This window comes from uncultured Microbacterium sp., from assembly GCF_947632095.1.
Lineage (GTDB): Bacteria > Actinomycetota > Actinomycetes > Actinomycetales > Microbacteriaceae > Microbacterium.
In genome coordinates this window covers 1-26,572 of record NZ_CANROA010000015.1, presented here as the reverse complement: position 1 = coordinate 26,572, position 26,572 = coordinate 1, and the positions used below count along the sequence as shown (strand labels likewise).

Genomic DNA, 26,572 nt, shown 5'->3' with positions numbered 1-26,572 from the left:
GGTACGTGCGTGCGGTCGCCGCCCCGGAGTGGGCATGGGTTAGGCGGGGGCGTGCAGCCGGATGTCGAGGGACAGGTCATACTCGGTGTCAATGACCCATTCGCGCTCGCTTCGCCCGTTCGAACGCAAGCGCACCATGCTCGGGTCGATGCCTTCTGCCACCCAAATCTCGCCACCCGGTCGGCGAGCGAGAAACGTTACTGCAACCGCGAGGTCATCAGTCCATGACGCGAGCCCGTGGACATCGCCGTCGATCGCAGCACGGTAGAGCGTCGGCACTCGCTGCGGGAGTGGTGCGCGCACCCCGTCGCTGACGAAGCCGAGGTGGTCGAACATCTGCCCCCAGTAAAAAGCGTCGAACGCCCGTGCTGGATATTCCGCGCACGTCCACGCAAGGTCGAGGGCGTAGGCGAACTCATCGTCGCTCTCGAAAGCGTCGTCGCAGAACGTGTCATGGAGCGCGAAGACGAGGTCGCCGCCTCCAATGTGCCGACCGGCAATCTTTTCTGCGCGAGTCCACCAGGCGATGCCGATGCGCTCTTGTTCCGTCTCTGTGTCGAGGATGTTCGCGCTCATGCTGCAACCCCCGCACGAATAGTGGTGCCGGTGATGACGCGGGGACGCTCCGGGAGGTTCGCGCCGCGCACGTACCCTTCGACCCATGTGCCGTTCTTGCGGAAGTGTCCGCGCGTGTGGCTCTTGTGAGTGAGCTGCCATCCGGCGTGACCGCCTGAACCCCCAGCTCGGTGCGCGCCGTCTTCGGCAACTGTGCGGACTTCGTACTCCCGCGTTACTCGCCCGCTCGCTTCGTGGTCGTCGCGAATGACGGTTTGAGTACCCTCGGCGCGCGAGAACACCGAAGGCGCTCCGGCTGCGAGACGCATGAGCGTCGTCATCGCCATAGCCTTCGCCATCGCGTGTGCGTCAACGGCACCGGTGGGCATCAGGATTTTCAGTTGCGTCGTCGAGATTGAGCGAATCGGGTTTTGCGAATCAACCTCGGCGAACACCGCCTTCATGTGCGGATTGCGCAAGTGGATGCTGCTCAGCATCTCGATGTCGAGAGTGCCCTCCTTGTTGACATCCCAGCGAAGCCCGCAGAAGTTACCTACCTGCGGGTCATCCCAGAGCAGCACACCCTTTGTCGCCGGAAGCGCAGAGACATCCAGCCCGAACTCCGAGGTGTCTTTGACGCGAACGTGGTGTTCATGTGCTGCATCGAACGCCTCCTCGGTGAAACGGAACACCGCGTATGCGTCGAGGTTGATCTTCCGTTCGAGATGGTTCCCCGCGTTCATCACCTCGATGAACCGCACAGCCTCCGGCATCGAGTTTGCGCGGAATTGTCCACCAACCCAGCGACGCTCGGTCTCGGCGAGGTGTGGCGGGAGGAACCCCTGCGGGCGTCCCTGGTTGCGGTTGCGGTTCTTCTTGTTGTTGCTTGCCTTGCCCATGATGTTGTCCGATCCGGTTGAGTGAACCGTCCTCTCCGACGAGACCGTTGCCGCCGACGAGATGGGCAACGGCATCCTGTCCGTGCGCGCCACGCTGAACGGATCGGCTGTCCCAGAGGGCACCGCGTTCACGCTGACGTACTACCTGAACGGCGAGCCTGTCACTCAGGCGATCACCGCCACGACGGCGACCACGCCACCGGTGAACCCGGAGACGCCGGAGACAGACAAGCCGAACACGGATGTCCCGACCGGCGAGATCGCGTACACGGGTGGAGCACTGGCTCCGGCTCTGTGGATCGGTGGAGGAGTGCTTCTCGCGCTTCTTGGCGGGATCGCGATCTTCCTGATCCGCCGTCGCGCAGACCTCAACTCGGTGGTTGAATCCTCCGAGGACACTACTGAGACTCCGGCGGAGGAGCAGTAGAAAATCGCGAAATGCGCTATCGGGCGGCGGGGACTCCTCGTCGCCCGATAGTCTTTTGCGAGGGGCGAAGAAGCTCCCGACCATGATGCAGGGGAACACTCCTCCAGTCTCGCTGAGACGCCACAGAGAAAGGTAGCCTCCACGGGCTGACACCATGAAGAAAATGAACCTTGGGGCGAAAGCCACCGCCGCAACAGTAGTCGCCCTCGTTGGCGTCCCGCTGGGCTCGATGGCTGCCGTCGCCGACGACACCGCACCTCCAGCAGTGGAGGACACCACCACGACCGCAGACGCAAGCATCCCCGCAGATCAGGTCGAAGCGCAGGGGCACATCGACGACGCGAAGGTGCTCGTTGACGAAGCCCGCGATCTCCTCGATGAGGCACAGGGCAACCGCGATGACGCCGCAGACGACGTTGACCAGGCGCAGTCTGAATATGACGACGCCAACGGAGTCGTTGACGAAAAGACCCAGGCTGTCGAAGACGCCAAGAACACTCCTGATGTCGTTGACAAGAAGGAGAAGGTCGAGGAGGCGGTGGATAAGCTCACCGAAGCCGAGCAGGCTCTCCTCGACGCGAAGAACGCCGCCGAGAACCAGCAGAACGTTCTCGACCAGAAGAACCAGAACCTCGACGACCGCACCTCCGAGCGCGACGCCGCCGCGCAGGACGCGACCGACAAGCGCAATCAGGCGGACACGCACGACTACAACGCACTTGAGCAGGCTGAGCAGGACGCTCGTGACGCACTGGACACCAGCACCTCGAACTCCAACACCAAGAACGCGGAGAAAGACCTCGCTGACACCGCCCTCACCGACGCCAAGGATCGCCAGGAGCGCGCCGAGCAGGCGGCAGAGGACGCGAACGACCCGGCAAAGGTCGCTCAGGCTCAGCAGGACGCCGCTGACGCGCGCCAGGAGGTTCTGGACGCCCAGGACGACCTCGACGCCAAGAACGCCGCGCAGACGAGCGCACAGAGCGCGTACGACGACGCTCAGGCGGCACTGACCGCCGCTCTCGCCGACAAGAACGCCTCGCAGGCTACCCGCGACGCCGCCCAGGCAGCCGCGAACGCCGCAGCGGGCGTGCTGGCAACTGCCACCGCCGAGCAGGTCGCCGCACAGGCGACTCGCGACAACGCGCAGAGCGTGGTCGACGCCGCGAACGCCCTCGTCCTCACGACGGGCGCAGAGAAGGACGCCGCCGCTGAGGCACTGCTCCTCGCTCTCGCCGAGCGCGACGCCGCGAACGCCGCACTCGCTGACGCGGAAGCCGCCGCCGAGAGCCTTCGGGTGCTCGCGGAGAACGCCGAGCGCCTGATCGCAATGGGTGCCGCTGGCTACTTCGAGACGATGGGCTCGACGAGCGCGTACAACGTGCTCACCGACCCGGCGTTCACGAAGTACCTGTCGAGCATCGACCTCGGTGCGGCGACGAGCGCCACCAGCATCGAGAACATGATCCGCGCGCTGGAGTACATCAGCGAAGGCAACGCGATCCGCGAGTCGCTGGGTCTGACCCCGTGGCAGGTATCGGACACGCTGATGGCTATCGCGATGGCGAACACCGACCGCGCCAACGAGGTGATGGGTCACTCCAACCAGTTCAACGCCACCGAGAACCTGGCGTGGGGTTACACCGGCACGTCGCCGAACACGAGCCCGTTCCGTGGCTGGTACGACCAGGAGAAGGTCAAGTTCGACAACGCCGTTGCTTCGGGGAACTACCCCGGACTGGAGACGATGACTCCCATCAGCATCCAGATGAACTACCCGGCTCTGTACCCTCAGATCGGTCACTACCTGAACATCATCGCCCCTGGCACCTCGCTGACCGGCTTCGGCAACGCGGGCACCACGCAGGGTCAGGTGATGAGTGGTCAGGGCAACATCTCCACCGCCAACAACGGAGATGGCGTCAAGTCGCTCGACCACGGTCGCAAGATGTCGGCGGCAGACTACCTCGCCGACCTCCTCGCCTACCAGTCGCAGGTCAACGGTGCCACCTCGGCATACGACGACGCGATCGCAGAGGTCAACGCGGCACGTCAGCGTGCTCAGGCGGCTCTCGATGCGCTCAACGCGGCGGAGACGGAACGCGACACCACCGCTCAGGCGGCGGCAGATGCGATCACCGCTCAGGCGGACGCTGACCAGGCTCTCGTGGACGCCATCGCGGCGCTCGACGGCAAGGACACCGCCCTGGCGGACGCTCTCGCTGACTCGTCGGCGGCGAACTCGGCTCTGGCAACTGCGCAGACCGACTTCAACGCGAAGTCGTCGGCGGCGAACGGTGCCGAGGCTGACCTCGCGGTCGCCACGGGAAGCCTCGAATCCGCTCAGGCGGCTCAGACGGCAGCCCAGCAGCGACTCGCCGACGCCAACACCGCGAGCACTCTCGCCGACGAGCGCGTGAGCGATCTCGCGAACGCTTCGCAGGCTCTCGCTGATGCCGACGCGGCGCTTGCCGCCGCTCAGGCTGACTACGATGCCGCCGAGCAGGCAGCATCGGACGCGGCTGACGCGCTCGCACTGAGCCAGTCGGCGTACGACGCAGCACAGTCGGCAAACGCCGCCGCTCAGGCTGACCTCACCGCCGCAATCAACGCGGAGTCGGTGCTGGCAGACGCGGAGCAGTCGGTCACCGACGCGACCGACGAGCGTGACCAGGCGCAGACCGCGCTTGACGCACTCGTTGCCGCTCAGTCGGACGCGACCGATCTCGTCACCCAGCGCGAGGGCGAACTGGACGCGGCGAACGCCGCACTGGACGCCGCTCGCGCGGCGGCTCAGCCCGGTGTGGACGCCGCTCAGGCTGAACTCGACGCAGCCCAGGCTCTCGCTGACCAGGCTCTCGCGAACCTCGAAGCCGCCCAGGCGGCGCTCGCAGTCGCCGACGCTGACCTCGCGGTCGCGCAGGCAAACTACGACGAGGCGGTTGCTAACCTCAAGAGCGCCGAGGATGCCCTCGCCGCGCTCAAGCAGGCGCAGATCGACCGTGAGAACGCCGCCAACGCGGTGCTCGCGGCGATGAGCGCGGAGGGTGCCGCAGGCGCTACCACGCTCGCCACCACCGGATCGGAGGACGGTCTCGGGCTCGCTGGCATCGCTGGCATCTCGATCCTCCTCGGAGCCGGACTGATGTCGGTGCGTGTCCGTCAGCGCCGTCGCCTGAACTCCAGCATGAGCTAACCGCTCACGCACGCAACAGCCGCCAGGGCTTCGATCCTGGCGGCTGTTGTCGTTCGCGCGAAAGGTCTGCCCCGGATGCTACTGAGTTCGCCTGAGAGTGCCCCGTCGTTCACGGCGGGGGTGAATCAGGCGATGTGACTAAGCAGGACGGCTCTGACCCTCGATATAGCGACGCACGGACTCCAGTGATGCTCCACCCGCCGAGCCCGCGTAGTAGGAAGGCGACCAGAGAACCTTCGCTCTCCAGTAGTGAGTCGCGAGTGCGGGGAACTCCTTACGGAGGAGCCGGGAGGTCACTCCCTTGAGGGAGTTGATGAGTCTCGATAGCTCCGCCTTTGGCGGATATTCGACGAGGAGGTGAACGTGGTTGCTCTCCCCGTTGAACTCAGAGAGAGTCACGCCGAAGTCTTCGCACACTTCGCGAATAATGGACTCCATCCGTTCAAGGTGTTCGCCAGAAAACACCGCGTGGCGGTATTTAGTGACAAAGACCAAGTGTGCGTATAGCTCAGAAACTACGTGTCTGCCTCGTCTGATCGACTCATTTGATGTCATAGACCAATGATAGGCTAGAGAAATGACAACCGAGCGATATGGATACCGTGCGTATCCATCTGGAGATCAGCGCCGTGCGCTATCTCGATCGTTTGGTTGCGCGCGCGTGGTCTACAACGATTTTCTCGCCGAGCGCGCACGCCTGCGCGAAGCGGGCGAGCACAAGGACATTTCCTTCTCGAAGACAGCCAGCGTGGTCACTACCGGCGCGAAGGCGACACCCGATCGCGCCTGGCTCAGCGAGGTCTCGTCCGTTGTGCTCCAGCAGAGTGTTCGCCAAGCCGAACGCGCATACCGAAACTGGTTCGACTCCTTGAGCGGGAAGCACCTTTTGCGCACACCAAAAACACCCCTCATCAGGGGTAAAGATTTTCCAGGGTGACGCTTCGGACTAGTTGTAGATGTTTCGCTTTACGAAACTGCGTGTCGGATCACGATGCGGTCATAAAGCGCCCGCCCCGCTACTCGAAAGCCGTTCTCTCGAACAAGCTCTCGCGAGAATCCGACGATCTCAAACTGATCGGGATCGTGACGCCCCAAGAACGTAATCGGGACGCCCATCTCGCCGGAATAGTCGGCGGGGATGTCTGCGACCTTGCCGACCTCGATCGCCTGCGGGTAGTTGTCGTAGCTCGGATAGTGCTCTGGTTCGTACTGCGCGGTCAACGGCAGTGGAGCGTGTCGCCGGTCAACATCGAGGTTCGTGTACCACCGCACCCCCACGCCAACCCATCGTCGCCCTTCGTCATCGAAGCGGACGTTTGATCCGTGATAGTCGCTCGGGACAATGAACGGCATCGCGCCGCCATTGGCGGTTGCCCCCAGCCACATCTCCCCATCGCGGATCAGTGACCATACCCCGGAGTTCGTTGCCGAGTTCATCCCGCCGAGGATGATGAACTTCTTGTCGTGCTCGACCAGCGTGCCGACAAACTCGCGAAACTCACTGAACGGCGGGTTCGTGACAATCACATCGGCAGCCGCGATAAGCGTCTGCACCTGCGTGGACTGAAAGTCGCCTTTGCCATCTAGTGACGATCTGGACGTTCCCTCAGAGTTGCGCACGGCAACCTCCGCCCAGGGAGCCTTCGCGCCCGGTTCAACGAAGCTCGTGGCAGTCAGAGATGTCAGACCGAGCCGATCGAAGTTTGCGTCGAAGAAGTGCCAGAAGGCACCGTCCACGTCATCGCACGGCAGAAGCACGGACTTTCCCCGGAACGCATCTGGGTAGTGCGCAAGCTCCTTCTCGACATCGACGAGGCGGGTGCGAAAGTCATCGTTTTTCGCGCGCTTAGCGCGGTTCAGTTTCCGAATCGCAGCACGCGCCGGTGTTTCGTTTTCCGAACCACGCAAACTGCCGAATCGACGTGCTGCCGACCCTCTCGAAGAGAGCCCCGCGATCTTCGCAATGTCATCCCACGTTGCCCCGTTCGCACGAGCAATCGCGACCGCGTGCTCCACGACATCCATCGCGCCGATCGTCAGAGCAACCTCTAGGCGTGCGAGACGAAGACCCGCAGCAGTCTTCGGGTAGAGCTTCTGCGACTGCAAGCGGATACCCTCGCTCTCGATCAGCCGCTCGACCGATTCCGCGATGTGCGCCTTCGCGCTCTCGGGGAGGCTCGTGTTAGGTATTGCCGTCACGCCTCAAAGCTGGCACACGCTGTGTCCCGCGAGAGGTCGACCCGCCGCGCAGTCGATTACGAAAGTCTCGCAGGGTCGGGGTCGCGCACCCAACCATCGCCGACGAAGTCTTCGATGTGCTGCGAACGCCACTCTCCACCGCGTCCGCCTCCGGGATACTTCCAGACCTCCTGCGTCATCAGCATTCCGGTCGAAGGGGCATAGCTCGCGACGTTGAGGATGCCGTATGCCTCACCGTGAGCCGCGACGTAACGTGCCGCAGCAACCGGGTAGCCATCGTCGTGAACAGGTGCCCCCGGCAGGTCAGCGAGGTCGAGCGGCGGGTGCTCGCGAGCCTCGCGTTGGATCGTCGTAGCGATCGTGACCGCGTCATCAACGATGCGCAGCAGCCGCTCGTGCAGCGCCTTCTCGAAAGCGTCGCCGGTTGTGCCCTTGCGGATGCCGAGAGTGCGGCGCACCTCCGGCAGGCGAAGTGCTCCGGGGAAAGTCTCGAACGTCTCGCGCAGCTTCGCCACCGACTCTGCATCGAGCCTCGTGGAGCCAGTGACGTACGGAGAAAAGGATGCCGGTCGCGCGCGGTCGAACGCGGCGAGCAGCGTGCGTCGGCGCACCTCCGGCACCCGCAGTGCGACGAGGTCGTCGAGGGTGGGTGTCCGGTCACTGTTCATGACGACATCATGGTCGGGATCGAACGCGACAGCGATCCACGAGTGCGACAGCACGTCCGGTGCTTTTCGAACGCGGCAGCGCCTATACAAGATGCTCGCACCTCCGGTGCTCGCGCGTGGGGCGGTGCGTTCTCGTCTCGTTGTGCGTTGCGTGGTTCAGAAACAGCGGCGCAGCCAAAGGCGACGGAGCGAGCGAGCCCGTAGGGCGAGCCGTGAGCGCACGCAGTGGGCGAACGTCGCGGAGAAGTGATGAAAAAGAGTCGTTCTGTAACTCAGTCTGGTCTCTTCTCGCTCTCCTCTCCACTCACCCTCCCCATCTCAAACCACCACGCTCAGTCTCAATTCCTCGAAAACCCAACATCCTCTGAATACACATTTGTGCGGGCGGCTCACTGCGGAGCACCCGCCACCGGCGTTTTCCGGTCGAGTTACCTGCGTGGGTCGCGTGAGTATCTGCCCCGACGCTCATCACCCCTCGCATCTTCTACAGTTTCCTGAACAACTCGCGTAAAATGGGTACATGAGCACCCTCTCTGACCTTGCCGCTGCACACGCCGCACTCGTTGCCGCGCAGGCTGACGAGCGCCGTGCAGTACACGAAGCGCGTGCCGCCGGTCACTCGTGGGAAGAGATCGCCGACGCGATCGGGCTCACCGCGACCGGCGCTCATTACCGCTATTCCGAAGGCGCACCTGCACCGACCACTCTGTCCGGTCTCAGCATCCGTGACTATGCGCGCACGGTGCCAGAGAGCGCAGCGTTCATCGCGGCGAACCTCGCACAGTACGAGCATGTCGTTGTCGAGTATCGGGGACGCCGCATCGTGCGCATTCTCGGGAAGGTAGATCGTCATGGCTGATATGCCGGTAGGTAAGCGCGAGGTCGGGATGCCACGCCCGTTCGACTCCATCGCGTCACGCAACCCAGTGACCGCGACACAAACCCCGCGAAGACTCGATCCTTATTGGGATGCGCTCTGGCGCATCGGGCAGATGCCACTCTGGGAAGAGCGGGACGCGTTGGAGCGCCGTGTCGCAGTGGGTGCAGCGCGCGCGAGCGCCGCCATGCTCGCTGATCCTGGTGAAGCGTTGGAGCGCAGGTTTGCTGGTCGGCGTGCGCAACAGTCAACGCTCAACATCCTCGGCGCACTCGACCAGTGGCGCACCGGGACGGCGGAACAGGTTGCGGCGCTCACCGGCGTGCGCGGGATTGTAGGGCGCAGTGAAGCACTGGACGACCTTTTCGCAGCAAGGCTGATTGACGTGGGGATGGTCGGCAATGTACGCACGCTCAGACCCTCCGCGACGAACGCGTTCGACAAGAACGTGAAGCCCCGCATCACCTACCCGGAGTGGGTCTCGGTAACCGGCGGGATGCAGTTCGACGCATCGCGGCAGTACACCCGCCACAACCTTCTCGCGACCGAGCTTGGGTTGCGGTTGGCGGAGTACACGGAGGTGGAGGCGGTGCTCGGTGAGAAGCTGGCGACGCACGAACTGCTCGGGTACACGGGGCTCGGCTACCCCGCACCAGAGCGAACGATGCTCGCGGGCGCAGACCTCGTGGTCGTGCGTGAGGACGGACTGCGTATCGCGATCGAGATCACCGCGAGCCGGGGCACCGCATTTGCGGGGAAGGTTCGGCGGTGGGCGAAGCTCTTGCACGAGCGTCGTCTGGATAGGTCGGGGTTGGTGGTGATTTTCGTTGCAGCAGACCACCCGGACACGAGCGCGAGCAAGCGGTACAACACGCGCAACGGGATTTTTCACACCGTGCGTGCAGCCGTGCGCGAGTTCCCCGGAATCAACGGTGATCGCACCGCCGCACGGATCGGCGTCGCTGACTGGCGTGAGTGGTTCCCGGAGCGTGGGATGATGACCGATGCTTTCCTCGATTTGGAAGTCGATGTAGCTGTTGGCGACCCCTCATCGCCGTGGGAGCGGTCGGCTTTCCTCGCTCCCTACGACTTGGGTTTCGAGCCGCGCGACCCGGCGTACTTCCTCGCGGCAGCCGACAACATGGCGGCGCTCCGTGGTAACCCTCACTGGTTGCGTGCACGACGGCAGGCGACCGAGGTTGCGGACATGATGTGGGAGCGGTCGGAGTATCGCGGTATCCGGGTGGAGCCGAGAGTGCTGACGCGCGCGCAGTCCAAGCATTTCGCGCCGGATCGGTTGCCAATTCGTTTGCGGGCTGGAGCCTGACTAGGCTGGTCGCATGACCGGAGATCATTGCCCAACTTGTCACCGCCCCGCGCGACGATCGTTCCTCTACCCTCCGTATCTCGAAGATGCACAGGCAGTCATCGACTATTACGAGGACATCGAGATCGACGACGCTACAGTGTCAAAGTTCATTGACGCATACGGCGCTGCACGGGCGGAGTGGGCTAGGGACCACATGACGTCTTTCGACGCAGACCTCAAGTACAAGTACGACGGTGACAGGGAGAGGATCGACCGTCTCCACTGGGAAGAGTTCCGGCGCATGGAGACCCTGCACCCCACGCACGCAAACCCTATCTTCGCCCGAGACATCACACGCGCTGTTCAAATGGCGCGGATCGCTGACTGGAGCCTCGGTACAGATGAGAACGCGAAGCTTCTGAGCCATATAACGACAATGGCAAATGGAGACAAGCAGCCGATCTCTTTTTTCAGGGAGCGCTACCTCGTCGGTCAGTACGAAGCCGACCTGATCTGATCGCACCCCGATCCGCGCCGCCACCGACCGCTCAGTGTGGAGCCGGTCTGCATTCGCCAGCCGCTCAGTGAAGAGGATGGGGCAGGTGAGAGGGAGGTAGGTAAGCAAGGACAGCCGCCCCCGCCACCCCTCACCCGCACTCCACTGAGCCCCCGCACCGCACCCCGCCACGGAGAACGGGACGAACTGCACTCTCGATACACCTCGACCGACGAAGCCTGCCCGACCCCTCTGTCGAATGGGACGCCCCCGCTTCACGCCCGCCCCGTGCGTATTCCTCGTGCGTGCTTCTCCGGTCGCCTCCGTCTCCCGCTTGGCGACCCCGGTCATCGCATCACTTGCGTGAGCCGTCGCTATCTCCGCGTGGGAGACGATTGCGAGAATCTTTCTGCTTTCTCTTGCTTGCAATTCCTTCCATCATGTACTATGGAGAAAGCGCAAAGCGCTCTCCATAGACAGAGGTAGTAATACACGCAATGAAAGGCAAGATCATCGCATCGCTCACCACGCTAGATAAGACGCTCGGCAGTGCGCTGTCCGGTGCGCAGCGTGCCGTGGGCGTCGGCGATCCCGCCCGTGTAATCCTCTCGGTGCTGGCGGCTGCGAAGAACGTCCCAGCGGACGAGGTGCGAGCGTGGCTGCGAAGTCGTGGGAATGCGGAGGTGCGTGCGACCGCTTCCTCGAAGGGGACGTTTCAGAGTCTCTATGAGCGCTCTGAGTCGTACCTTGCGTCATACACCCCGGAGAAAGTTCGCGAACGCTCAGCCCTCCGTGTCGTACGTGGGTTGTCTTCTGGTTTGCCCGCCCCCGAAGCTGCGCTCTTCGCACTCCTTGCACTCGACATGATGGAGTCGGGGAAGGATGGTGCACTCCTGACTCGCGCGCTGAGCGTGATGATGGGGAGCACCCAGAAGAGCGTCACCAACCGAGCTGACTCACTCGCTAGTCGCGGACTCCTCCGCATCTCTGCGAAACAGACCGGAGTGCCAACGCGAGTGCGGCTCCGCAAGGTCGACCCCGCGCTCGTCACCGAGCAGACCGAATCGCTCATCGCTGACCTGAGTGCGGGTACGGACAGTGTGCTGACTGATTTGTTTTACGCGGTACGCAGTCCCGCGCTCTCCTACACAGACCTCGGTTACGACGCCTGGTACGTGTCGTTGTGCGACGCGCTCGGCATCCGCAAGGCAACGATCCCCGCGTCCCGCTCCTCGCGCGCACGCTCTCGGATGCGCGAACTTGCGGGTACAGACGACCTCCTCGAAGCGCTCCGTACCCTGGAGACCGTAGGGGTCGTGCAAGCGCGGGGCGAAGCGGAAGCGGAACGTCAGGAGCACGCCGCAGTTCGCGCGACTAACAGCGCAGAGAACCGAGAGCGGAAGCAAGCTGCTTACGCGTGGGTGGACTCACTCGACATCCCTCGCAAGGGAGCGCTACCGCCCGCAGTCGAAGCGTTCGTCAAGTCCGCTACTGAGAGCGCCGCCGACCTCGACCCTGCCGTGCAGCGCTTCGCCGCCGAGGCGTTGACCACGGAACTACGTAAGCGCCTCTGGGAAGAGGAGCGCAACCAGACCGTGCGCGATGGCGTCTTCCGCAACCACCGAATCCTGCGATGGATCGCTGCGCACGGGGCTCCGCCACACGACGCGGATGGGCTCGTTGAGTGGGTTGCGCTCTCGCTTCCCGCTGACGACAAGATGCCCGCTGCGATGCGCGAGCATTTCACGGTCGTCGAGCACTTCGACGAGGAACGGGTTGAGAAGCTTGAAGCTCGCGCCGCACAGCGCAAGCGAGTTGGTAAGTACATCGACGCCCACGGTGTTGCACCCCGCGACATGCCCGCTCTCGCAGAGTGGCAGCGACAGGTATGGAGCGCGCTCCGGGACAAGAACGTCGAGGCGATCTTCCTGCGCCGTTATCTGGTGTCGCGCGGGGTCGCCCCGACGACCGCCGTACGCGCTTTCCCGGATGGTCGACTCGATGCCTTCTACACCGAGCGAGGCGCAGCCCCGCAGGGGACGGACAGGGGCGCGATGGGGTCGTGGGTGAACCAGGACGCCGCCCGCGCTCCACGTCGCGCAGAAGCGTCGCTCCGGTTCGATCTCGAAGCAGCCGGATGGGAGACGCGCGTTATCGACGCAGCTCTCCCGCATTTGCTCGTGAAAAGGAAGGGACAGGACAACTAATGTGCAGACCACTAATTGAGGGCGGACGCCGCTGCTCCCACGACTCCTTGACCGCCCGCGTCATGCGTCGTCGCCGGTCGAAAGCTCGCGCCCGCCTCGAAGACGATACGTCCGGCGGTAAGCCGCTCACGCCCTATCAGCAGATGCTTGCGTGGGGTGCTCAGACTTACTGGCACAGCGGACGAACGCAAGCTGACCTCGACGCAGCCGCCGATCGCGGTTATGCGCGGCGGCGTCACGAGCTTTTTCTGCGGAGCCTCGGGCTCGACGCAAGCGGCGCTGATGCGTCGGTGTCGGCGCTGCGCTTCCAGCGCCTCCACGACGCGGATGAGCACGACCCTTCGCGTGCCTGGGTGAAGGAAGCCCTCGCCGACCAGCAGATTGCTGAGGTGTGGGCGGCGACTGGCGCGACGGAGAGCGACCTGTATGAGCGCGCCGAACGCGGGTTTGCCGAGGAGCACCCGGAGCCCGCTGATGCCGACGCAGCAGCGTTCGTGATCGGCGCGGTGGCTGCGCGCATCTGACCGAGTGAGTGGCGCGGCCGGCGATTGCGCCCGCCCTTTGAATACGAGCGATCAGAGGGGACGGACACCCCCTAGTCCGACCATGATTGAGAGATGACAATGATCGAGGAAATCCGACTTAGCGTTCTCGACCTCCTGCGCGAAAAGCTCGCACCACTTGAGCCAACCGACGAGATGTACGCGGGGCTCGCTGCCGAGATCGAAGCCAGCGCCCTCCAGGTACTCCACTCGCCGCAGTTCGCGCGAGACGGACTGTCGGAAGAGTTCGTCTCGAATGTGCGGATCGACGGCGAGATTGCTTGGGGTCTTCGTTACTCCGTGACGGCGACAGCGCTCTACGACGGCGGTGTGGATGCGACGGTTGCGCTGATCGGGCTGCACCTTCCGGGTGTTGAGCGGGTGATCCTGCTACCTGCGACTTCGGGGACGGACGCCCCTGACTCCGACCATGATTGACGGATGATGAACTCCGCGCTCACGCGAGATCAGAGCGACCCGGTGCCCGATGCGTATTACGGTGCGTATCGGTACATGGATCGAATGTTCGAGCCGAAGCGCGTGCACCGCCGCGAAGAGATTGCGGCGATCGACTTGAGCGGGTTGTCCTTCGAGGTGCAGTACCTCATGCGGCACCTTCTGATCTTGAAGCGCCAGTATGCGCGGACGCTTCGCGACTACCCGAACCTGCGGGGTCTGGAGTCACCGAAGCTCAAAGAGATCATTGAACCTCCGCTGGTTCTTACTGATCCTCCGCGTCATGCGTGGGCGTACTTTCGAAAAAGAGGTATCTGGCTCTGACCGATGTTCGCCAAGTGGATCAAACCGAAGACGGCTTTGAAGCTTGTCCGAAGCATCTACTTGTGATCGCTCCACGCAGGATCGAGCATCGCGTCGAGGGACGTGTCGAACGCCTTCGCCAAGAGCATCCATGTGCGCAAGTCACCGTTGAACCTCCCGGCTGCCAGGTTGAGTAGCGTCTGCCGCGAGAGCCCCGACTTCTCCGCAAGCTCGTCGTAAGTCAGACCCGACGTTGCACGGTGGTCGTTAAAGATGGCGCCCAGGCGCGTCAGATCGGGTTCTTGATGGAGCATCCCTCTAGTCGAGCGTGCGGGCACTTTGAGTACAGCACAACACCTTATACTTTAGGCACAACACACTGTACCGCGTCGGGTGTCCACTATCCCCCCTCTCACCAGGAGATCGCATGACCCAGAAGAAACGGTTCTTAGCTCTCACCGCCGCGACGATAGCCGCCCTAACCACGCTGACTGCGTGCGGTCCCTCAGCGGAACTCACGCAGGCGCGGGAAAGCTATGAGGCGGCATCAGCAAACTGGGACAGCGCGAGGGTTGCCTTTGACACTGCCGTCGAGGAGCGCGACGAGATCATCGCAAAGACTCCTGCTGCGCGAGCAAAAGTGGAAGCCGTGGTCACGGAGCTAGAGAGCGTGGTCGATGCCGCAGAATACGACCCCGTGCATGGTGGTCTCGGTGCCGATATGGATGCAGTTTGGAGGCAACTTGATTCGCTCAGCCTGGAGCACACCTCGATCGGAATTACTGAGGGTGACGATGCTTTCGTCCCGCTGTCACCGCAAGTCCCCGAAAGCAAACCGGAACTCACCGAAGGCACCGAGGACGACTACATTTTGTTCGCGCAGAAGCTCGAAGACGAGATCCGTCAGTTCACTGAGGCAACGAGCGCCGTGGAGGGCGAAACACGTGATGCCAAGTCCCTAATTAAGCAAGCGGCGGATGCGAATCCAGAAAATGCCTATCTAGCCGACGCACCTGCGGTCGTTGATCGTATTCGGGAGGAAGTTGCCAAGGGCATCAAGAAGCAGCGCAACGCTTCAATCACCGACGGAATGACCGCCGCCGCCGACAAGCTTCAAGCTGCCATCGACAGCGGCGCAGTCACTATACAAAACATGCTGGACGCGCTCGGCGATGGCTATCGCTAAACCCTACCGTTGATCGAGAGGAAACCAATGAAGACAACAACCAGAACCGCGTCGATGACAGTAATTGGCATTGCCGCGATCGCGGCACTTACAGGATGCTCGGGCTCCGCCGAAGACCGCGCTGAGCAGACCGCCTACAACTTTGCCCGCGCCTCAACTGGGATAAGCGATGCTCGCGTCGCTGACTTCCTGTGCGAGGAGGGTTCCTTCTCAGAACCAGAACCCGACGCGAACCGTTGGGACGTTGAGGTCGACTCGACCATGAAAATCGAGGACGGCACGTGGGAGGTCAAGCTCACCACCACTCTCCTTTCAGAGACCAATCGCCCCCAGTACCCCGCAACGGTTATTGTCAGCGAGGACGGAAGCTGTGTTGTGAGCGTGGTGGGTGAGTAACTATCCCCGCATCTAACGAGAACAGCCACGTATAGAAGAACCCCCGGAGAGTGCCACACCAGGCGTCCGGGGGTTCAAATCTTTGGTGACCGCGCGGGCTCCGAAAGGATGTGAAACAACCAACCCGCGCGATCGTGGTCGCCCATATACCAAGCGGCTGACATTCACCCCTATACGAGCCGCTGTGCGCTCCGTGGAGCGTTGATCTCGGCTTTGACGGGCTGGCGGGTGTCACGGCGCTAAGGGCGATTGTGCCTGATGCGGGGGCTCAGTACACTGGGCGCGTGACTGTTAACACAAACCCGACACGCAAGCGCCCCAAGTCGGAGATCACTCGCGAACTCTTCCTATACTCGGGCAACCAGTGCGCTTTTCCGGGATGCTCAAAGCCACTGCTTAACAAGAAGGGCAGTTACGTCGCTCAGATTGCGCACATCGAAGGCGTGGGAAAATCTTCGGCGCGCCACAACCAGAAGCTCAGCGATGAAGACCTGCGGGCAGTCGCCAACCTCATGCTGATGTGCCCCAACCACCACATAGAGGTAGACGACAAGAAGCGCCTTGCGGAGTTCACAGTTGAAGCTCTTCGCGCGATGAAAGAGAAACACGAGGCGAAGTTCAGAGACGCCATCTCTCAGATGTCGGAGGAAATTGGCGACCTTACAGACGCGGAGCCGACCTACCCAACTAGTCTTCACGCTTTCGGAATCAAGCCCGACGATGATTTTCACGACGAGGAACTAGCCGCTGTACGTAGTGCCATAGACCGTCTCGCGAAACTGCCTCCCTCGGCACGTCAGATACTTGTCGTCGCAATCGGGCAAAGCAAACCTGGCGGAGGTTGGGGTCAAGTGTTGGAGGCATCTGCGATCGCCGTGGAGAAGATCGTCACGAACATCGATCGGGAAGAGTATCGACAGCTTCTGGGGGTTCTACAAGAACGCAACTTTCTGGACTGGGACGACAACGACGGACACTCGGTATTGCAGATCAAAGGCACCGCGAAGGACGGTAGTAGCGAACTCAACTTGCTGCTCGAACTGGAAGCAGCATTCCGTGGCAACTCGGTTGCCCTCCGGCGCACCGTCGTAGAACTGGATTTCTCGGTTCTTGACCAGGCTCCCGAAAAGGTGCTCGACTAATCACCAGAAGTGGACGTTCTTCTTATGAAGTAGGACCACGACGGTTTGGGGACAGCGTTTAGCACCAACGGTGAGTAGAAAAGACGCGATGCGACGGGCGCTTGCCGATCTTGACTTCAGAGTGCCGGGGACTCCGGAATGTCCGCAGGCGATCGACCCAGCCATTATGCACTCGCGATGATTGTGCACAGAAGAATACCCTCCGATCCACCAGACTAGTGTCGCCTTTTGTCTAAGAACCGACCATGATAGACGTGTGACTTCCTCTTCCTCTGACCTCCCTTCCGGCGTCCGCTATGAGAAATTGCGCGGACTTGTCTTAGCGATGAGTTCTGGTGACCCAGACCTAACGACGACCTGGCTCGCAGACCGCCTCGCAGAAATCCCCGCGTCTTACGACGAGTTCATGGACGTACAAGAGCACGCCGCCGCCAACATCGCCGACCCCGAGGCTGACGCCGACGTTGAGCGCATGGTAATCCGTTCCCTACGCACGGAACGCAAAGCAGCAGCCGCCACCGATGGCTGGCTGGAGCGTGCCACATCGGAAGCGAGCTTCGACTGGTCTGGCGTCGCGAAGCTTACGGGGCTTGACGAGGATGTTCTTCGCCGTCGCGCAAGCGCACCGATTGACGGGAGGATTCCCCGAGTCAACGTCAAGGGCGGTCTCCCCATGACTGCCGCTGCGGAAGCTCTGGGCATCAGTCGAGCCACCCTCTACACATGGATCAAGCAGGGGAAGGTCAAACAGATCGTGCTCGACGGACGAAAAGTGATCGCCGTGGACGCCAACGGGAAGCCGATCGTCCAGTGACAGAAAGAACCCCGGCGGAGTGATGAAGCTCTTGCCGGGGTTCTTGAAACCTGTGGTTCAGATCACCTACAGTCTACCGTTCTCTCCTTGCACTGACCAGTGACGCACGAGAATCCCTGCTTATTTCTGCCCCGAATCCACTCAGCCTTCGGCGGGTAGGGCGCATCGTTTTGGCGGGTAGGAACCCGTTTTGGCGGGTAGGAACCCGATGTATAGAAGAACTCTAGAAACACCTTTCTACCTCTTTCCCTACCCGCTCTACCCGCCGCACCCCATTTTGGCGGGTACTGGCGGGTAGGAGGCGGGTAGTCCCTACCCGCCAGGAAACCCTTGAAAACACAGGGATCGGAAGGGTTGGCGGGTAGGGCGGGTAGGAAAATGAAGTTCTAACTGACTGAGAAGAAGTAGTCGTTAGAGAGCCGTATTCCACGCTGTTTTACGTGTCTCGCAAGACGACTACTCCGCCACAGCCAGGCGGGGCGATCCCCTACCTGCCCTACCCGCCAACGCAAAAAACAGCGAGCGCAACCCCACAGCCCACTCCGCACCCGAGCTTGACCTAGTGTCTAGTTTCGTCTAGACTTTGACATGATGAAGCTCTAGTGGATCGGATCGAAATGGCACGGAAGAAGCGCGGCGTAAACGAAGAACAGCAGTCAGAACTGCTCGCGTTCGCAACCAAGCTGGTCAAATGGGAGTTCGGCATCTGGGCGGTAGGGGCGAACAAGTTCCCTATCCGCAACGAGGGCGATGCGGACACTTTCCCCCTCGACGTATTGAACGACCGAGCCCTCGACCAGATTGAGAATGGCGAAGCGACGGGACTCGCCGTGCGGCTCGGTATCGACGTTGCGCAGCCAACAGACGATGGTCATTTGCTCGTACCGTTCGTATTGGAGCGAGAGGGTCACGCAACTGCCGAGTACCGCGCACGCATGAAGGCGGCACTCCTCACCACGAAGGGTGGGCTGACCCCGTTTCGTAGGTCCGGTGGTTGTGAGAGTCGTCCTGTCGCCCGAGGGTTCGGGCAGGGAGACTGGTCAGATCATGTCGAACAGCAGGAAGCGTCACACCCCGGAGCAGGTCGTCCGCAAGCTCGGGCAGGCCGACAGGATGCTCGCCGACGGGCAGGACGTCGCGGCGGTGTGCCGGGAGCTCGGGGTGTCCGAGCAGACGTACTACCGGTGGCGTAACCAGTTCGGCGGTCTGAAGGCCGACGACGCGAAGCGCCTGAAGGAGCTGGAGAAGCAGAACGCGACCCTGAAGCGGCTGCTCGCGGAGGCGGAGTTGGAGAAGGCCGCGCTCAAGGAGTTGGCTGAGGGAAACTTCTAGGCCCGGGCAGGCGCCGCGCCGCCGTCGCTCACCTGATCAGGACACTGCCGGTGAGTGAACGGATGGCGTGCCGTCTGGTCGGGCTGTCCCGCTCCGCGTACCGCCGCCCACTCAACGCCGACACGGTCACGGACCCGGACCGGGCGTTGCGGGACTGGCTGCGCGCCTGGGCGAAGAGCCACCCCCGCTACGGGTACCGACGCGCGTATCACGATGCGCGCGCCGAGGGGTGGGTGGTGAACCACAAGAAGATCCAACGCCTGTGGCGTGACGAAGGGCTCCGGGTCCCGCAGCGGCGTCGACGCAAGCGCGTCGGGTCCTCGACCGTCGACGCGCCGACGGCGGACGCGCCGAACGTGGTGTGGGCGGTGGACTTCCAGTTCGACGCCGACGAGCACGGCCGACCGATCAAGATCTGCTCGATCGTCGACGAGCACACCCGGGAGTGCATCGGTGGGCTGGTGGAACGGTCGATTACCGCCGACCGGCTCACCGCCCACCTCGAGGACCTCGTCGCCGCCCGGGGCGCCCCGGCGGTGCTCCGATCCGACAACGGGCCGGAGTTCATCAGCGAAGCGATGGCCGACTGGGCAGGCACCCGCACCGGCCTGTCCTACATCCCACCGGGCTCGCCGTGGCGCAACGGGTACGTCGAGTCGTTCAATAGCCGGCTCCGTGACGAGTGCCTCAACATCAACAGCTTCTACTCGCTGCTGCACGCGCAGGTCGTGATCGGCGACTGGAAGGACGAGTACAACCATCACCGCCGGCACTCCTCGCTCGGCTACCTACCCCCAGCCGAGTACGCTCAGCAGTGCACCCATCAAATGGAAACCGACGACTCACGGAGCATCCGGACCGAATGAAGGGGGCGGCTCAGATCCTTCATCCCACGTGTCGTCATGACTCACTCGAGTGCGGCACGGCAGGATAGTCAAGTGAGTGACAGCCTCTTCGAATTCGATATCGACTCCCCAATGGTTCCTAGCGCCCGGACGGCGGGACCCATGACTGCATCGCAACGTGAGATCATCCGCGGTCTGTTCGCTCAACTCGCGATCTCCGATGCGAAAAGACAGCTCGAGGTTGTGCACGAGTTGACGGGTGTCCGAGTTTCGGCCGTTGCAGAAATCGACTCCAGAGTGGCCAACACACTTATCTCGATGCTCCCCGGAAGAATCCACCGGACCAGGAAGGAGAGCACAGGGGATTCTTGGGCTGACCGCGAGGAAGACACCTGGATCGACCGGTTGTAGCCACGCTGCCACGCTGCCACGCCGAGAACGATGTCACTCATCGGGCTTGATTGCAGGAGCTTCGGAGCTCAGGCTGCAATCGTTAGCTTGGACTCGATGATGTCTCGTGAGGCACCCGACTTGCGCATAAACGCAGGGTCGAGAATGTGCACGCCTTCGCCTGAAAGGGAACTGTCGAACTCGTCTTTCAGGATGTCGTTGACACTGTGGATGATGAAGTCCACGATCTCGTTCGGCGTGTAGACGATGCCCAGCTTCTCACTCGTCTTCGAGAACGCAGTGGAGAAGAACTTCTCATACAACTCCTTGACGATCGTCTGCTTCGCACCAGGGTCGTCGATGCCCGCCGCACGAGTGCGCACGCTCTCATAAAACTTCTCTAGCTTCACGGTCTCGGTGTCAAGATTCGCTTCGTCCAGCGCCTCGACCATCTTGTTCATCACCTGCGAGACAGGGTTGTTCTCGGAGAACTCGTATCCTTCAAACAGCGCATCAAAAACCGGCTGGGTGATGAGGTGTTGCGAGAGCATCTGCACGGCATCATCATGCGAGATGTCAGGGTTCAGGTTGAGGCGCAGCCCCTCGGTGAACGCCTCAAACTCCTCACGGATGAGCTTGCTGTCACCGTTGACGAGCGCGTTGATGCGAGTGGTGTGCGCCTCGGCGATCGAGGCGACATCCTTCGCCCAGTTTTCCCAGTACCGCCGCTCCCCTACCTTCTGCACGATCTTGGAAAGGATCGCGTCCCGCCACGCTTCAATCTTTGAGAAGTCGAGCTGGAGTGCAGTGTTGATCTTGTCCGCGCCCTTGGTGGCGGTGTCTTCCTCGTCTTCGTTCTTGCCGCCGCCTGCGCCGATGACATCGACCATGAGCCGGTTCGTCTTCTTGGTCAGGTCGATCTTGTTGACCTCGGCGTCGAAGCGCTCATCGTGCGCCCGGAGCGCCTGGAGCACCTGCCAGACCACCCGGTATTTGTCGTTGTTGTTGAGAGCCTGATCCGGCTCCACGTCACTCGGGACTGCGATCGGGAGGATGACGTACCCGAACTTCTTGCCCTTCATCTTCCGCATGACGCGTCCGACCGACTGCACGACATCGACCACAGACTTGCGGGGGTTCATGAACATGACGGCGTCGAGCGCGGGAACGTCTACACCCTCGGAGAGGCACTTCGCGTTCGAGAGAATGCGAACGGTGTTCTCCGGCGACGCTTGCTTGAGCCAGTCGATTTTCTCGTTGCGCACGAGCATCGACTGCGTGCCATCTACGTGCCGCGATTCAGTATGCAGGAGCTTGGAGGTGTCTTCGCCGGACGCTTCAATCCGCTGGATTTCTCCCTCGATGACGTGCTGAAATGCGTCGGAAAGCCGCCGTGAGGTTGCGATGTCCTTGGCGAACATGACCGCGCGCTGCATGGGAGCCGGGTCATCCGCGTACTCGTCCTTGCGCACAGAGCGCTTCGACAAGCCGTTCCATGTTCCGACGATCTTGGCAGTGTCTTCCATCGCAAGCTCATAGCCGTCCTGCGACATGAGTGTCTGGAACTCCCGAGCCACGAAGTCTTCGTCTACGGCGAGCACGAGCACCTTGTAGTCGGTGAGTCGTCCCATACTTACTGCTTCACCGAATCCGAGGCGGTGGAACTCGGGACCGTAGACGCTCGCGTCGTCCATGTCTGCAAGCTTCGCTCCGATTTCGCCCGCCTTCTTACGTGTGCCGTCCGAGAAGATGCGCGGGGTTGCGGTCATGTAGAGACGCTTTGCGCCTTGCACGAAAGACTGGTCGTGCACCTTCATGAACGCGGACTCGTCTTCTTCCGCCATCGCCGCACCAGTGGTTCGGTGGGCTTCGTCGCAGATAATCAAGTCAAACTCCGGCAGCCCGAGCCCCTGAGCTTTCGAGATGACCGAAAGTGACTGGTAAGTCGAAAAAACCACCGTCAGCTTGCTCGAAGCGTCACCCTGGTCGAACTGATGGATGAGTGCCGTCGCGTTGGTCGTTGCAGGGAATGCAAGATCGCGCACGGGGATGTCCTCCTCCGTGCGTCGCTTGCCGACCGACACATCCGAGCAGACCGCGAACGAACGCAGCGGCACCTCAGCTTGAATCGTCCACTCTTTGAGGGTCTGCGAAAGAAGAGCAATCGACGGCACAAGGAACAGCACCGTACCGCCGAGCGGGACGGTTTTCTCAGCGAGGCGCAGCGAGGTGAATGTCTTCCCCGTTCCGCACGCCATGATGAGCTTGCCCCGGTCGTGCTCCTCGAACCCGGAGAGCACGTTCGAGATCGCCGTCTCTTGGTAATCGAACGGCGTCTTGTGCTTCTTCTTCGAGAGGCTTCCTGGCTCACCCCAAACGAACTGCGACCAGTCGATCGACGACTCATCGAGGTCTTGGACGCGAAGACGCTCCACCGGGATCGACTGATCTGTGATCGCATCTTCTGCGTTCTTATTCCAGGTGTCGGATGTCGAAACGATAAGTCGCGATGTGAACTCAGGCGCACCATCCGCCGTGTTCTTGCCCGACGCCGAAAGGAAAGAGTCGAGCATCGGCTTCGTGATCGAAGTCTTCGGAGAGAAGAACTTGCATTGGATAGCCGTCAGTTCACCAGTGTCACGGCTGCGCGCAACCAGGTCGATCCCAGTGTCGGGACGGTTCCCACGCTCCGGGTACTCCGTCCAACGCCACACTTCGTCGTAGAGCGCTTCGTACTGCGGTTCGGTTTTGAAAAACGCCTGCATCAAACGCTCGAAGTGCGCACCCTTGTCGTACTCATCGAAGGCGACTCTGCGGTACTGCTCAAGCACATCGTGGATGCTGCTGACATTGACTTCTTCGTTTGTCACGGATGCACTCGATTCGGTTTAGGAACACTCCGAATCAATCTATCGAGTAGGCGCAAAGAAGCCGAGCCGCCACCCCCGTGTCGCCACTGAGCTAGCTCAACGCGCCGAACACACCGCGAACCGCGCACTCCACCATTGACACCCCTCCGGCGTCCACGACCACGGCGGCGCATCGACCGGCTCGCGGGTGCTGCATTGCAGTGTGACAAAGCGATCGCCGAGGAGTGCAAGGAACCGATCGTTGCCGCGCAGGTTTGGAGCAAGGATTTCAAGCGCATCCTCCGAGCGTGAGATCACCTGAGCGTCCGTGAACTCCACAAACTCGATCGGCTCACCCGTGATCCGCACCGTGACCGCGACGCGCCCATGCGGCATCAATCGCCCGCTGGTGATTTCGTACGGGGAAAGCGTTAAGAAGTCGGCGGTGAGGTGGGTCGTGGTGAGCAGGTCGGCGAAGAAGGCACCCGGAACGTCGAGCATTAGAGTTTCGTTTTCCGAAACGCTCGCCACCGGTTCTCCGCGCTCATACGCACCCAACCACAGCACCCCGCCTTTGGCGCTAAGGATGTCGTGCGTGAGCACTAGAACTCGCGCTCGTCTTCTAATGGCGGCAGCGTCCCAACCGGGATCGCCATGACCGCCGCATATTGGATCACCGCGTCAGCGACGGTCTGCCAATTGACGACCTTGCCGAGCGCAACGTCAAATACTCGACGACGATCTGGCTGGGGGTGGAACGGGAGACGCCCGCCAGGGCTACCTACTCCGCGTACCTCCCATAGTTGGCGCGTGCGCATCCGCTCTCGGTGCGAGAGGTCATCTTTCGACACTCGCGTGGCGACGCGGACGCCGACCAAATCAAGGTGCGTGCGCAGATCGCGCAGGTAGGGCGAGATGACTTCTGCGCGTGGGAAGACGAGCACGACGTTGATTTCAGGTAGCCACTTCTGTAGCTCGATGACGAACTCACGCGCCCCTTCGACCACTTCATGAGGGTCTGCGAATGGAGAATCGAAGGCGCTGCTCTCAATGAGCACGACCTCGGCGATGCGGTTCATCGTTCCTCCAGGGTTCGTGCGTGGGCGGCAAAGACTTCTTCGAGATCGTCAGGTACGAGCGGCGTCACGACATCGCTCCGTACCCCGAGCACACGCACTTTCGCGTGCAGCGACAGTTTGTCGAGCGCGGCGTTCGCACTCGCTGGACGCCCGTGATGGAGAGAGGTACTGAGCAACCACAGTTGGTCTGCTGGGTGATCTGCGCGGTCAAGCTGGACGGCGCTCAGGTATGCGGTGGCGAGACCCCGCGCACCGCCGAAGACCGCGCGGTCGGCGGGCAGTTCGTGGAGCGCCTGGTGGAGTGTCGGGTCGAGGCGAGTACGACCCACGAGCACGACAGACAGCGGGAACCAGATGCGCGCACGGTCGAGCACGCTCGATACCTCGGAGCGCCACTCATGCGAAGCGGTTCCGGGAAATGCGAGCACCGAATGCTCAATGTAGAGCGTGGCTCGGTGGCGGTCGCTCATGAAACTCCATCGGTGAAAAGGAGAGGCGGCGTCACGGCACTCAACTATCGCAACGCCGCCTCAGTGGATCGGACACCGACATCATGGTCGGGCGGCTTGAAACCGCCTCTCCAGATTCCCCTCAATTCCGATTGGTGACATCCCGACCATGATGTAAGCGCAATCGAAAGGGATGAACATGGCATCGAAGAACGGGATTCAGCCGTACGACACCAAGAAGGGTGTGCGTTACAAGGTTCGCTACTGGAAGCCTGGCGGCACGCAGGGGTCGAAGGGTGGCTTCCTGACACGCTCCGCCGCGAAGGCGTTTCAGCTTGAGATGGAGGTGAAGCGCGCTCAGGGCACGTTCGTTGACCCCGCTCAGGGTCGGGTCACCCTCGCATCCGTCGCCGAGGAGTGGCTGATCTCACGAGAGACTGACCCCGCCACCAAGCGCTCGACGTTCTCTCGCGTGCGGGGCGTCGTTCGCAAGCGCATCATTCCCGACCTTGGTGACCACCGCATCGGCGCTGTCACGCGCGGTGACGTACATGAGTGGATTCGCTCGCTTGGTGGCGAAGCGGAGACGGTGCGTAAGCACGTATCCGTGTTACGCGGAATCTTCGAATACGCCATCGAGCACAACCGCATCCACACAAACCCTGCTGCCAAGGTCAAACAGCCACGCATCGTCAAACGTCCCAAGCGCTATCTCACCGACGATCAGGTCGCCGCGCTCTATGACATCGTTGGGCGCACGAATGACGGTGCCGAGCACGGTTATGACCTCATAGTCCCGTTCCTCGCGTACACCGGTCTGCGGTGGAGTGAGCTTGCGGGGTTACGCATCCGCGACATCGACCTCAAGGGGCGACGCCTCACGATCGAGCACACTGTCGTTCTGGTCGACGGTGTTCCCACCGAGGGCGTCCCGAAGTCGTACGCCGTGCGAAACGTCCCTATTCCAGGGTTCTTGGTCGACCTTCTCCGAGTCCACGTCGTGCGCCGCCGGGAAGAGCTTGCCGTCGATGGTGCACGCCTCAAGAATCAGCTTGCGCTGCTCGACGCGAAGAGCACCGAGCTTGAGCGTGTCCGTGAGCGGGGTGTGTTGTTGTCTGCACGGCTCGCGGAGGTGCGAGGGAAGGTTACAACGCTCACCGACCGCATCGCCGGACTTGAAGCCGACCGCGAAGCGCGTAGGGCAGCCGGAATGCCTACCGAGCCTGTCGAGGCACGCATCGCAGTCGCTACGAAGACGTTGAGCAACCTTCCTCGCATCGAGGGTCTGGAGTTGAACGTCGAGCGCATCCCTGCACGTATCGCGAGCTTAGAGAAGCAGCTTGCGAAAGCCCCTCGCCAGGCAGAGATTCTTCGCGACGCCATCCGGGTGCTGGAACAGGAACCGCTCTTCGTCGGCGTGCGCACGCGAACGTGGCTCCGCAACGCAAGCTTCCGCCGAGGCTGGCTCACACCCGCTGTGGCAGAGCTTGATGCCCTAGCAGCGAAGACTGCTGCCGAGCGGGATGAGATTCCCCCGAAGCCCCTCGGTGACGTGCGACCGCACGAACTGCGTCATAGCTATGCGAGCCTCGCGATCTCGGAGGGCGCGAATGTGAAGGCTCTCCAGCGCGCGCTTGGGCACGAGAAGGCGTCAGTGACCCTAGACGTGTACGCAGACCTCTTCGAAGATGACCTCGACGACGTGGCGATTCGCCTCGATAACCGTGTGCGAGCCATGTCCGAGGACACAGACTTCTCGCGGCGTGTGTCCAAAACGTGTCCAAATCCGGACGACGACCCGCTCTGGAGGGATGTCGCGTAGAAACGAAAAAGCCCCCGATCCCAGTGTTTCCAAGGGATCGGGGGCTATTTTTCTGTTGTGACCCCAGCGGGATTCGAACCCGCGTTACCGCCGTGAGAGGGCGGCGTACTAGGCCGCTATACGATGGGGCCAGG

27 protein-coding genes and 1 tRNA gene are annotated in these 26,572 nt (G+C 62.0%); 16 read left to right on the top strand and 12 right to left on the bottom strand.

Translation table 11 applies throughout. The features are described 5' to 3' along the window. Positions 1-39: 39 nt before the first annotated feature. Both Q0Z66_RS06100 and Q0Z66_RS06095 read right to left on the bottom strand, forming a co-directional pair. Entirely contained in the window at positions 40-576 is a 537-nt protein-coding gene (locus Q0Z66_RS06100; RefSeq protein WP_298038975.1) for a hypothetical protein, read from the bottom strand. After that, positions 573-1,454: a hypothetical protein gene (locus Q0Z66_RS06095; protein WP_298038973.1), complete on the bottom strand. Its 882-nt coding sequence runs from the start codon at positions 1,452-1,454 to the stop codon at positions 573-575. The genes Q0Z66_RS06100 and Q0Z66_RS06095 overlap by 4 nt, the downstream gene beginning before the upstream one ends. Positions 1,455-1,515: 61 nt before the next feature. Between Q0Z66_RS06095 and Q0Z66_RS06090 the strand changes: the two genes are divergently transcribed. Then, positions 1,516-1,881: a hypothetical protein gene (locus Q0Z66_RS06090; protein ID WP_298038972.1), complete on the top strand. Its 366-nt coding sequence runs from the start codon at positions 1,516-1,518 to the stop codon at positions 1,879-1,881. Positions 1,882-2,035: 154 nt separating this feature from the next. Next, entirely contained in the window at positions 2,036-5,077 is a 3,042-nt protein-coding gene (locus tag Q0Z66_RS06085; protein ID WP_298038970.1) for a CAP domain-containing protein, read from the top strand. A gap of 138 nt (positions 5,078-5,215) precedes the next feature. Here Q0Z66_RS06085 and tnpA read toward each other — a convergent pair whose 3' ends face one another. Continuing rightward, a complete protein-coding gene (gene tnpA / locus Q0Z66_RS06080) occupies positions 5,216-5,632 on the bottom strand; it encodes an IS200/IS605 family transposase (RefSeq protein WP_298038968.1) in 417 nt (138 codons plus the stop codon). A 22-nt stretch (positions 5,633-5,654) separates the two neighbouring features. Between tnpA and Q0Z66_RS06075 the strand changes: the two genes are divergently transcribed. Next, positions 5,655-6,014 carry a transposase gene (locus Q0Z66_RS06075; RefSeq protein ID WP_298038966.1) on the top strand — a complete coding sequence of 120 codons (360 nt, stop codon included), beginning with the start codon at positions 5,655-5,657 and terminating at the stop codon, positions 6,012-6,014. Between the two features lie 29 nt (positions 6,015-6,043). Here the strand turns inward: Q0Z66_RS06075 and Q0Z66_RS06070 are convergent, their stop codons facing one another. Then, entirely contained in the window at positions 6,044-7,276 is a 1,233-nt protein-coding gene (locus Q0Z66_RS06070; RefSeq protein ID WP_298038964.1) for an adenine-specific methyltransferase EcoRI family protein, read from the bottom strand. A gap of 56 nt (positions 7,277-7,332) precedes the next feature. After that, entirely contained in the window at positions 7,333-7,944 is a 612-nt protein-coding gene (locus Q0Z66_RS06065; RefSeq protein ID WP_298038963.1) for a hypothetical protein, read from the bottom strand. 520 nt (positions 7,945-8,464) lie between these two features. Between Q0Z66_RS06065 and Q0Z66_RS06060 the strand changes: the two genes are divergently transcribed. The 7 genes from Q0Z66_RS06060 (at position 8,465) to Q0Z66_RS06030 (ending at position 14,155) form a co-directional block, all read left to right on the top strand. Next, on the top strand, positions 8,465-8,803 hold the full coding sequence (locus Q0Z66_RS06060) for a hypothetical protein (protein ID WP_298038960.1): 339 nt from the start codon (positions 8,465-8,467) through the stop codon (positions 8,801-8,803). Continuing rightward, positions 8,796-10,148, top strand: coding sequence for a hypothetical protein (locus tag Q0Z66_RS06055; protein ID WP_298038959.1), 1,353 nt, complete (start codon positions 8,796-8,798; stop codon positions 10,146-10,148). Before Q0Z66_RS06060 ends, Q0Z66_RS06055 begins: the two co-directional genes overlap by 8 nt. A 13-nt stretch (positions 10,149-10,161) precedes the next feature. Beyond that, positions 10,162-10,647, top strand: coding sequence for a hypothetical protein (locus tag Q0Z66_RS06050; RefSeq protein WP_298038957.1), 486 nt, complete (start codon positions 10,162-10,164; stop codon positions 10,645-10,647). Between the two features lie 983 nt (positions 10,648-11,630). Beyond that, positions 11,631-12,833 carry a hypothetical protein gene (locus Q0Z66_RS06045; protein ID WP_298038954.1) on the top strand — a complete coding sequence of 401 codons (1,203 nt, stop codon included), beginning with the start codon at positions 11,631-11,633 and terminating at the stop codon, positions 12,831-12,833. 47 nt (positions 12,834-12,880) lie between these two features. After that, positions 12,881-13,357 (top strand): hypothetical protein, encoded by a 477-nt coding sequence (locus Q0Z66_RS06040; RefSeq protein WP_298038952.1) that lies wholly within the window; start codon positions 12,881-12,883, stop codon positions 13,355-13,357. A gap of 93 nt (positions 13,358-13,450) precedes the next feature. After that, positions 13,451-13,813 carry a hypothetical protein gene (locus Q0Z66_RS06035; RefSeq protein ID WP_298038949.1) on the top strand — a complete coding sequence of 121 codons (363 nt, stop codon included), beginning with the start codon at positions 13,451-13,453 and terminating at the stop codon, positions 13,811-13,813. 3 nt (positions 13,814-13,816) lie between these two features. After that, positions 13,817-14,155, top strand: coding sequence for a hypothetical protein (locus Q0Z66_RS06030; RefSeq protein WP_298038948.1), 339 nt, complete (start codon positions 13,817-13,819; stop codon positions 14,153-14,155). Positions 14,156-14,211: 56 nt separating this feature from the next. Here the strand turns inward: Q0Z66_RS06030 and Q0Z66_RS06025 are convergent, their stop codons facing one another. Beyond that, complete coding sequence (locus tag Q0Z66_RS06025) at positions 14,212-14,448, bottom strand: helix-turn-helix transcriptional regulator (protein ID WP_298038945.1); 237 nt, start codon at positions 14,446-14,448, stop codon at positions 14,212-14,214. A 113-nt stretch (positions 14,449-14,561) separates the two neighbouring features. Between Q0Z66_RS06025 and Q0Z66_RS06020 the strand changes: the two genes are divergently transcribed. The 4 genes from Q0Z66_RS06020 to Q0Z66_RS06005 all read left to right on the top strand — a co-directional run bounded on the left by Q0Z66_RS06020 (position 14,562) and on the right by Q0Z66_RS06005 (position 17,672). Beyond that, on the top strand, positions 14,562-15,320 hold the full coding sequence (locus Q0Z66_RS06020) for a hypothetical protein (protein WP_298038943.1): 759 nt from the start codon (positions 14,562-14,564) through the stop codon (positions 15,318-15,320). A gap of 27 nt (positions 15,321-15,347) precedes the next feature. Continuing rightward, positions 15,348-15,716 (top strand): hypothetical protein, encoded by a 369-nt coding sequence (locus Q0Z66_RS06015; RefSeq protein ID WP_298038941.1) that lies wholly within the window; start codon positions 15,348-15,350, stop codon positions 15,714-15,716. 284 nt (positions 15,717-16,000) lie between these two features. Next, positions 16,001-16,858: a hypothetical protein gene (locus Q0Z66_RS06010; protein WP_298038939.1), complete on the top strand. Its 858-nt coding sequence runs from the start codon at positions 16,001-16,003 to the stop codon at positions 16,856-16,858. Positions 16,859-17,114: 256 nt separating this feature from the next. Beyond that, positions 17,115-17,672: a hypothetical protein gene (locus Q0Z66_RS06005; RefSeq protein WP_298038937.1), complete on the top strand. Its 558-nt coding sequence runs from the start codon at positions 17,115-17,117 to the stop codon at positions 17,670-17,672. A 656-nt stretch (positions 17,673-18,328) separates the two neighbouring features. On the opposite strand, the gene Q0Z66_RS06000 is transcribed toward Q0Z66_RS06005, so the two are convergent. Then, positions 18,329-18,583 carry a hypothetical protein gene (locus Q0Z66_RS06000; protein WP_298038934.1) on the bottom strand — a complete coding sequence of 85 codons (255 nt, stop codon included), beginning with the start codon at positions 18,581-18,583 and terminating at the stop codon, positions 18,329-18,331. Positions 18,584-18,719: 136 nt separating this feature from the next. On the opposite strand from Q0Z66_RS06000, the gene Q0Z66_RS05995 reads away from it, so the two are divergent. Then, positions 18,720-19,870, top strand: a protein-coding gene (locus tag Q0Z66_RS05995; RefSeq protein ID WP_298038931.1) for an IS3 family transposase whose coding sequence is annotated in 2 segments (ribosomal slippage) — positions 18,720-18,990 and positions 18,990-19,870 — 1,152 coding nt in all. Because the reading frame shifts where the segments join, the coding sequence is not laid out codon by codon here. Positions 19,871-20,328: 458 nt separating this feature from the next. Here the strand turns inward: Q0Z66_RS05995 and Q0Z66_RS05990 are convergent. From Q0Z66_RS05990 to Q0Z66_RS05975, 4 genes are all read right to left on the bottom strand, one after another. Further along, positions 20,329-23,109, bottom strand: coding sequence for a DEAD/DEAH box helicase family protein (locus tag Q0Z66_RS05990; protein ID WP_298038929.1), 2,781 nt, complete (start codon positions 23,107-23,109; stop codon positions 20,329-20,331). 96 nt (positions 23,110-23,205) lie between these two features. After that, positions 23,206-23,691 (bottom strand): hypothetical protein, encoded by a 486-nt coding sequence (locus Q0Z66_RS05985; protein ID WP_298038926.1) that lies wholly within the window; start codon positions 23,689-23,691, stop codon positions 23,206-23,208. Next, a complete protein-coding gene (locus Q0Z66_RS05980) occupies positions 23,691-24,167 on the bottom strand; it encodes a hypothetical protein (RefSeq protein ID WP_298038924.1) in 477 nt (158 codons plus the stop codon). The genes Q0Z66_RS05985 and Q0Z66_RS05980 overlap by 1 nt, the downstream gene beginning before the upstream one ends. Continuing rightward, complete coding sequence (locus Q0Z66_RS05975) at positions 24,164-24,637, bottom strand: hypothetical protein (RefSeq protein ID WP_298038921.1); 474 nt, start codon at positions 24,635-24,637, stop codon at positions 24,164-24,166. The genes Q0Z66_RS05980 and Q0Z66_RS05975 overlap by 4 nt, the downstream gene beginning before the upstream one ends. Before the next feature lie 178 nt (positions 24,638-24,815). On the opposite strand from Q0Z66_RS05975, the gene Q0Z66_RS05970 reads away from it, so the two are divergent. Beyond that, positions 24,816-26,438 carry a tyrosine-type recombinase/integrase gene (locus Q0Z66_RS05970; protein WP_298038918.1) on the top strand — a complete coding sequence of 541 codons (1,623 nt, stop codon included), beginning with the start codon at positions 24,816-24,818 and terminating at the stop codon, positions 26,436-26,438. A gap of 58 nt (positions 26,439-26,496) precedes the next feature. Here Q0Z66_RS05970 and Q0Z66_RS05965 read toward each other — a convergent pair. Further along, a tRNA-Glu gene (locus Q0Z66_RS05965) sits at positions 26,497-26,569 on the bottom strand. Between the last annotated feature and the right edge of the window lie 3 nt (positions 26,570-26,572).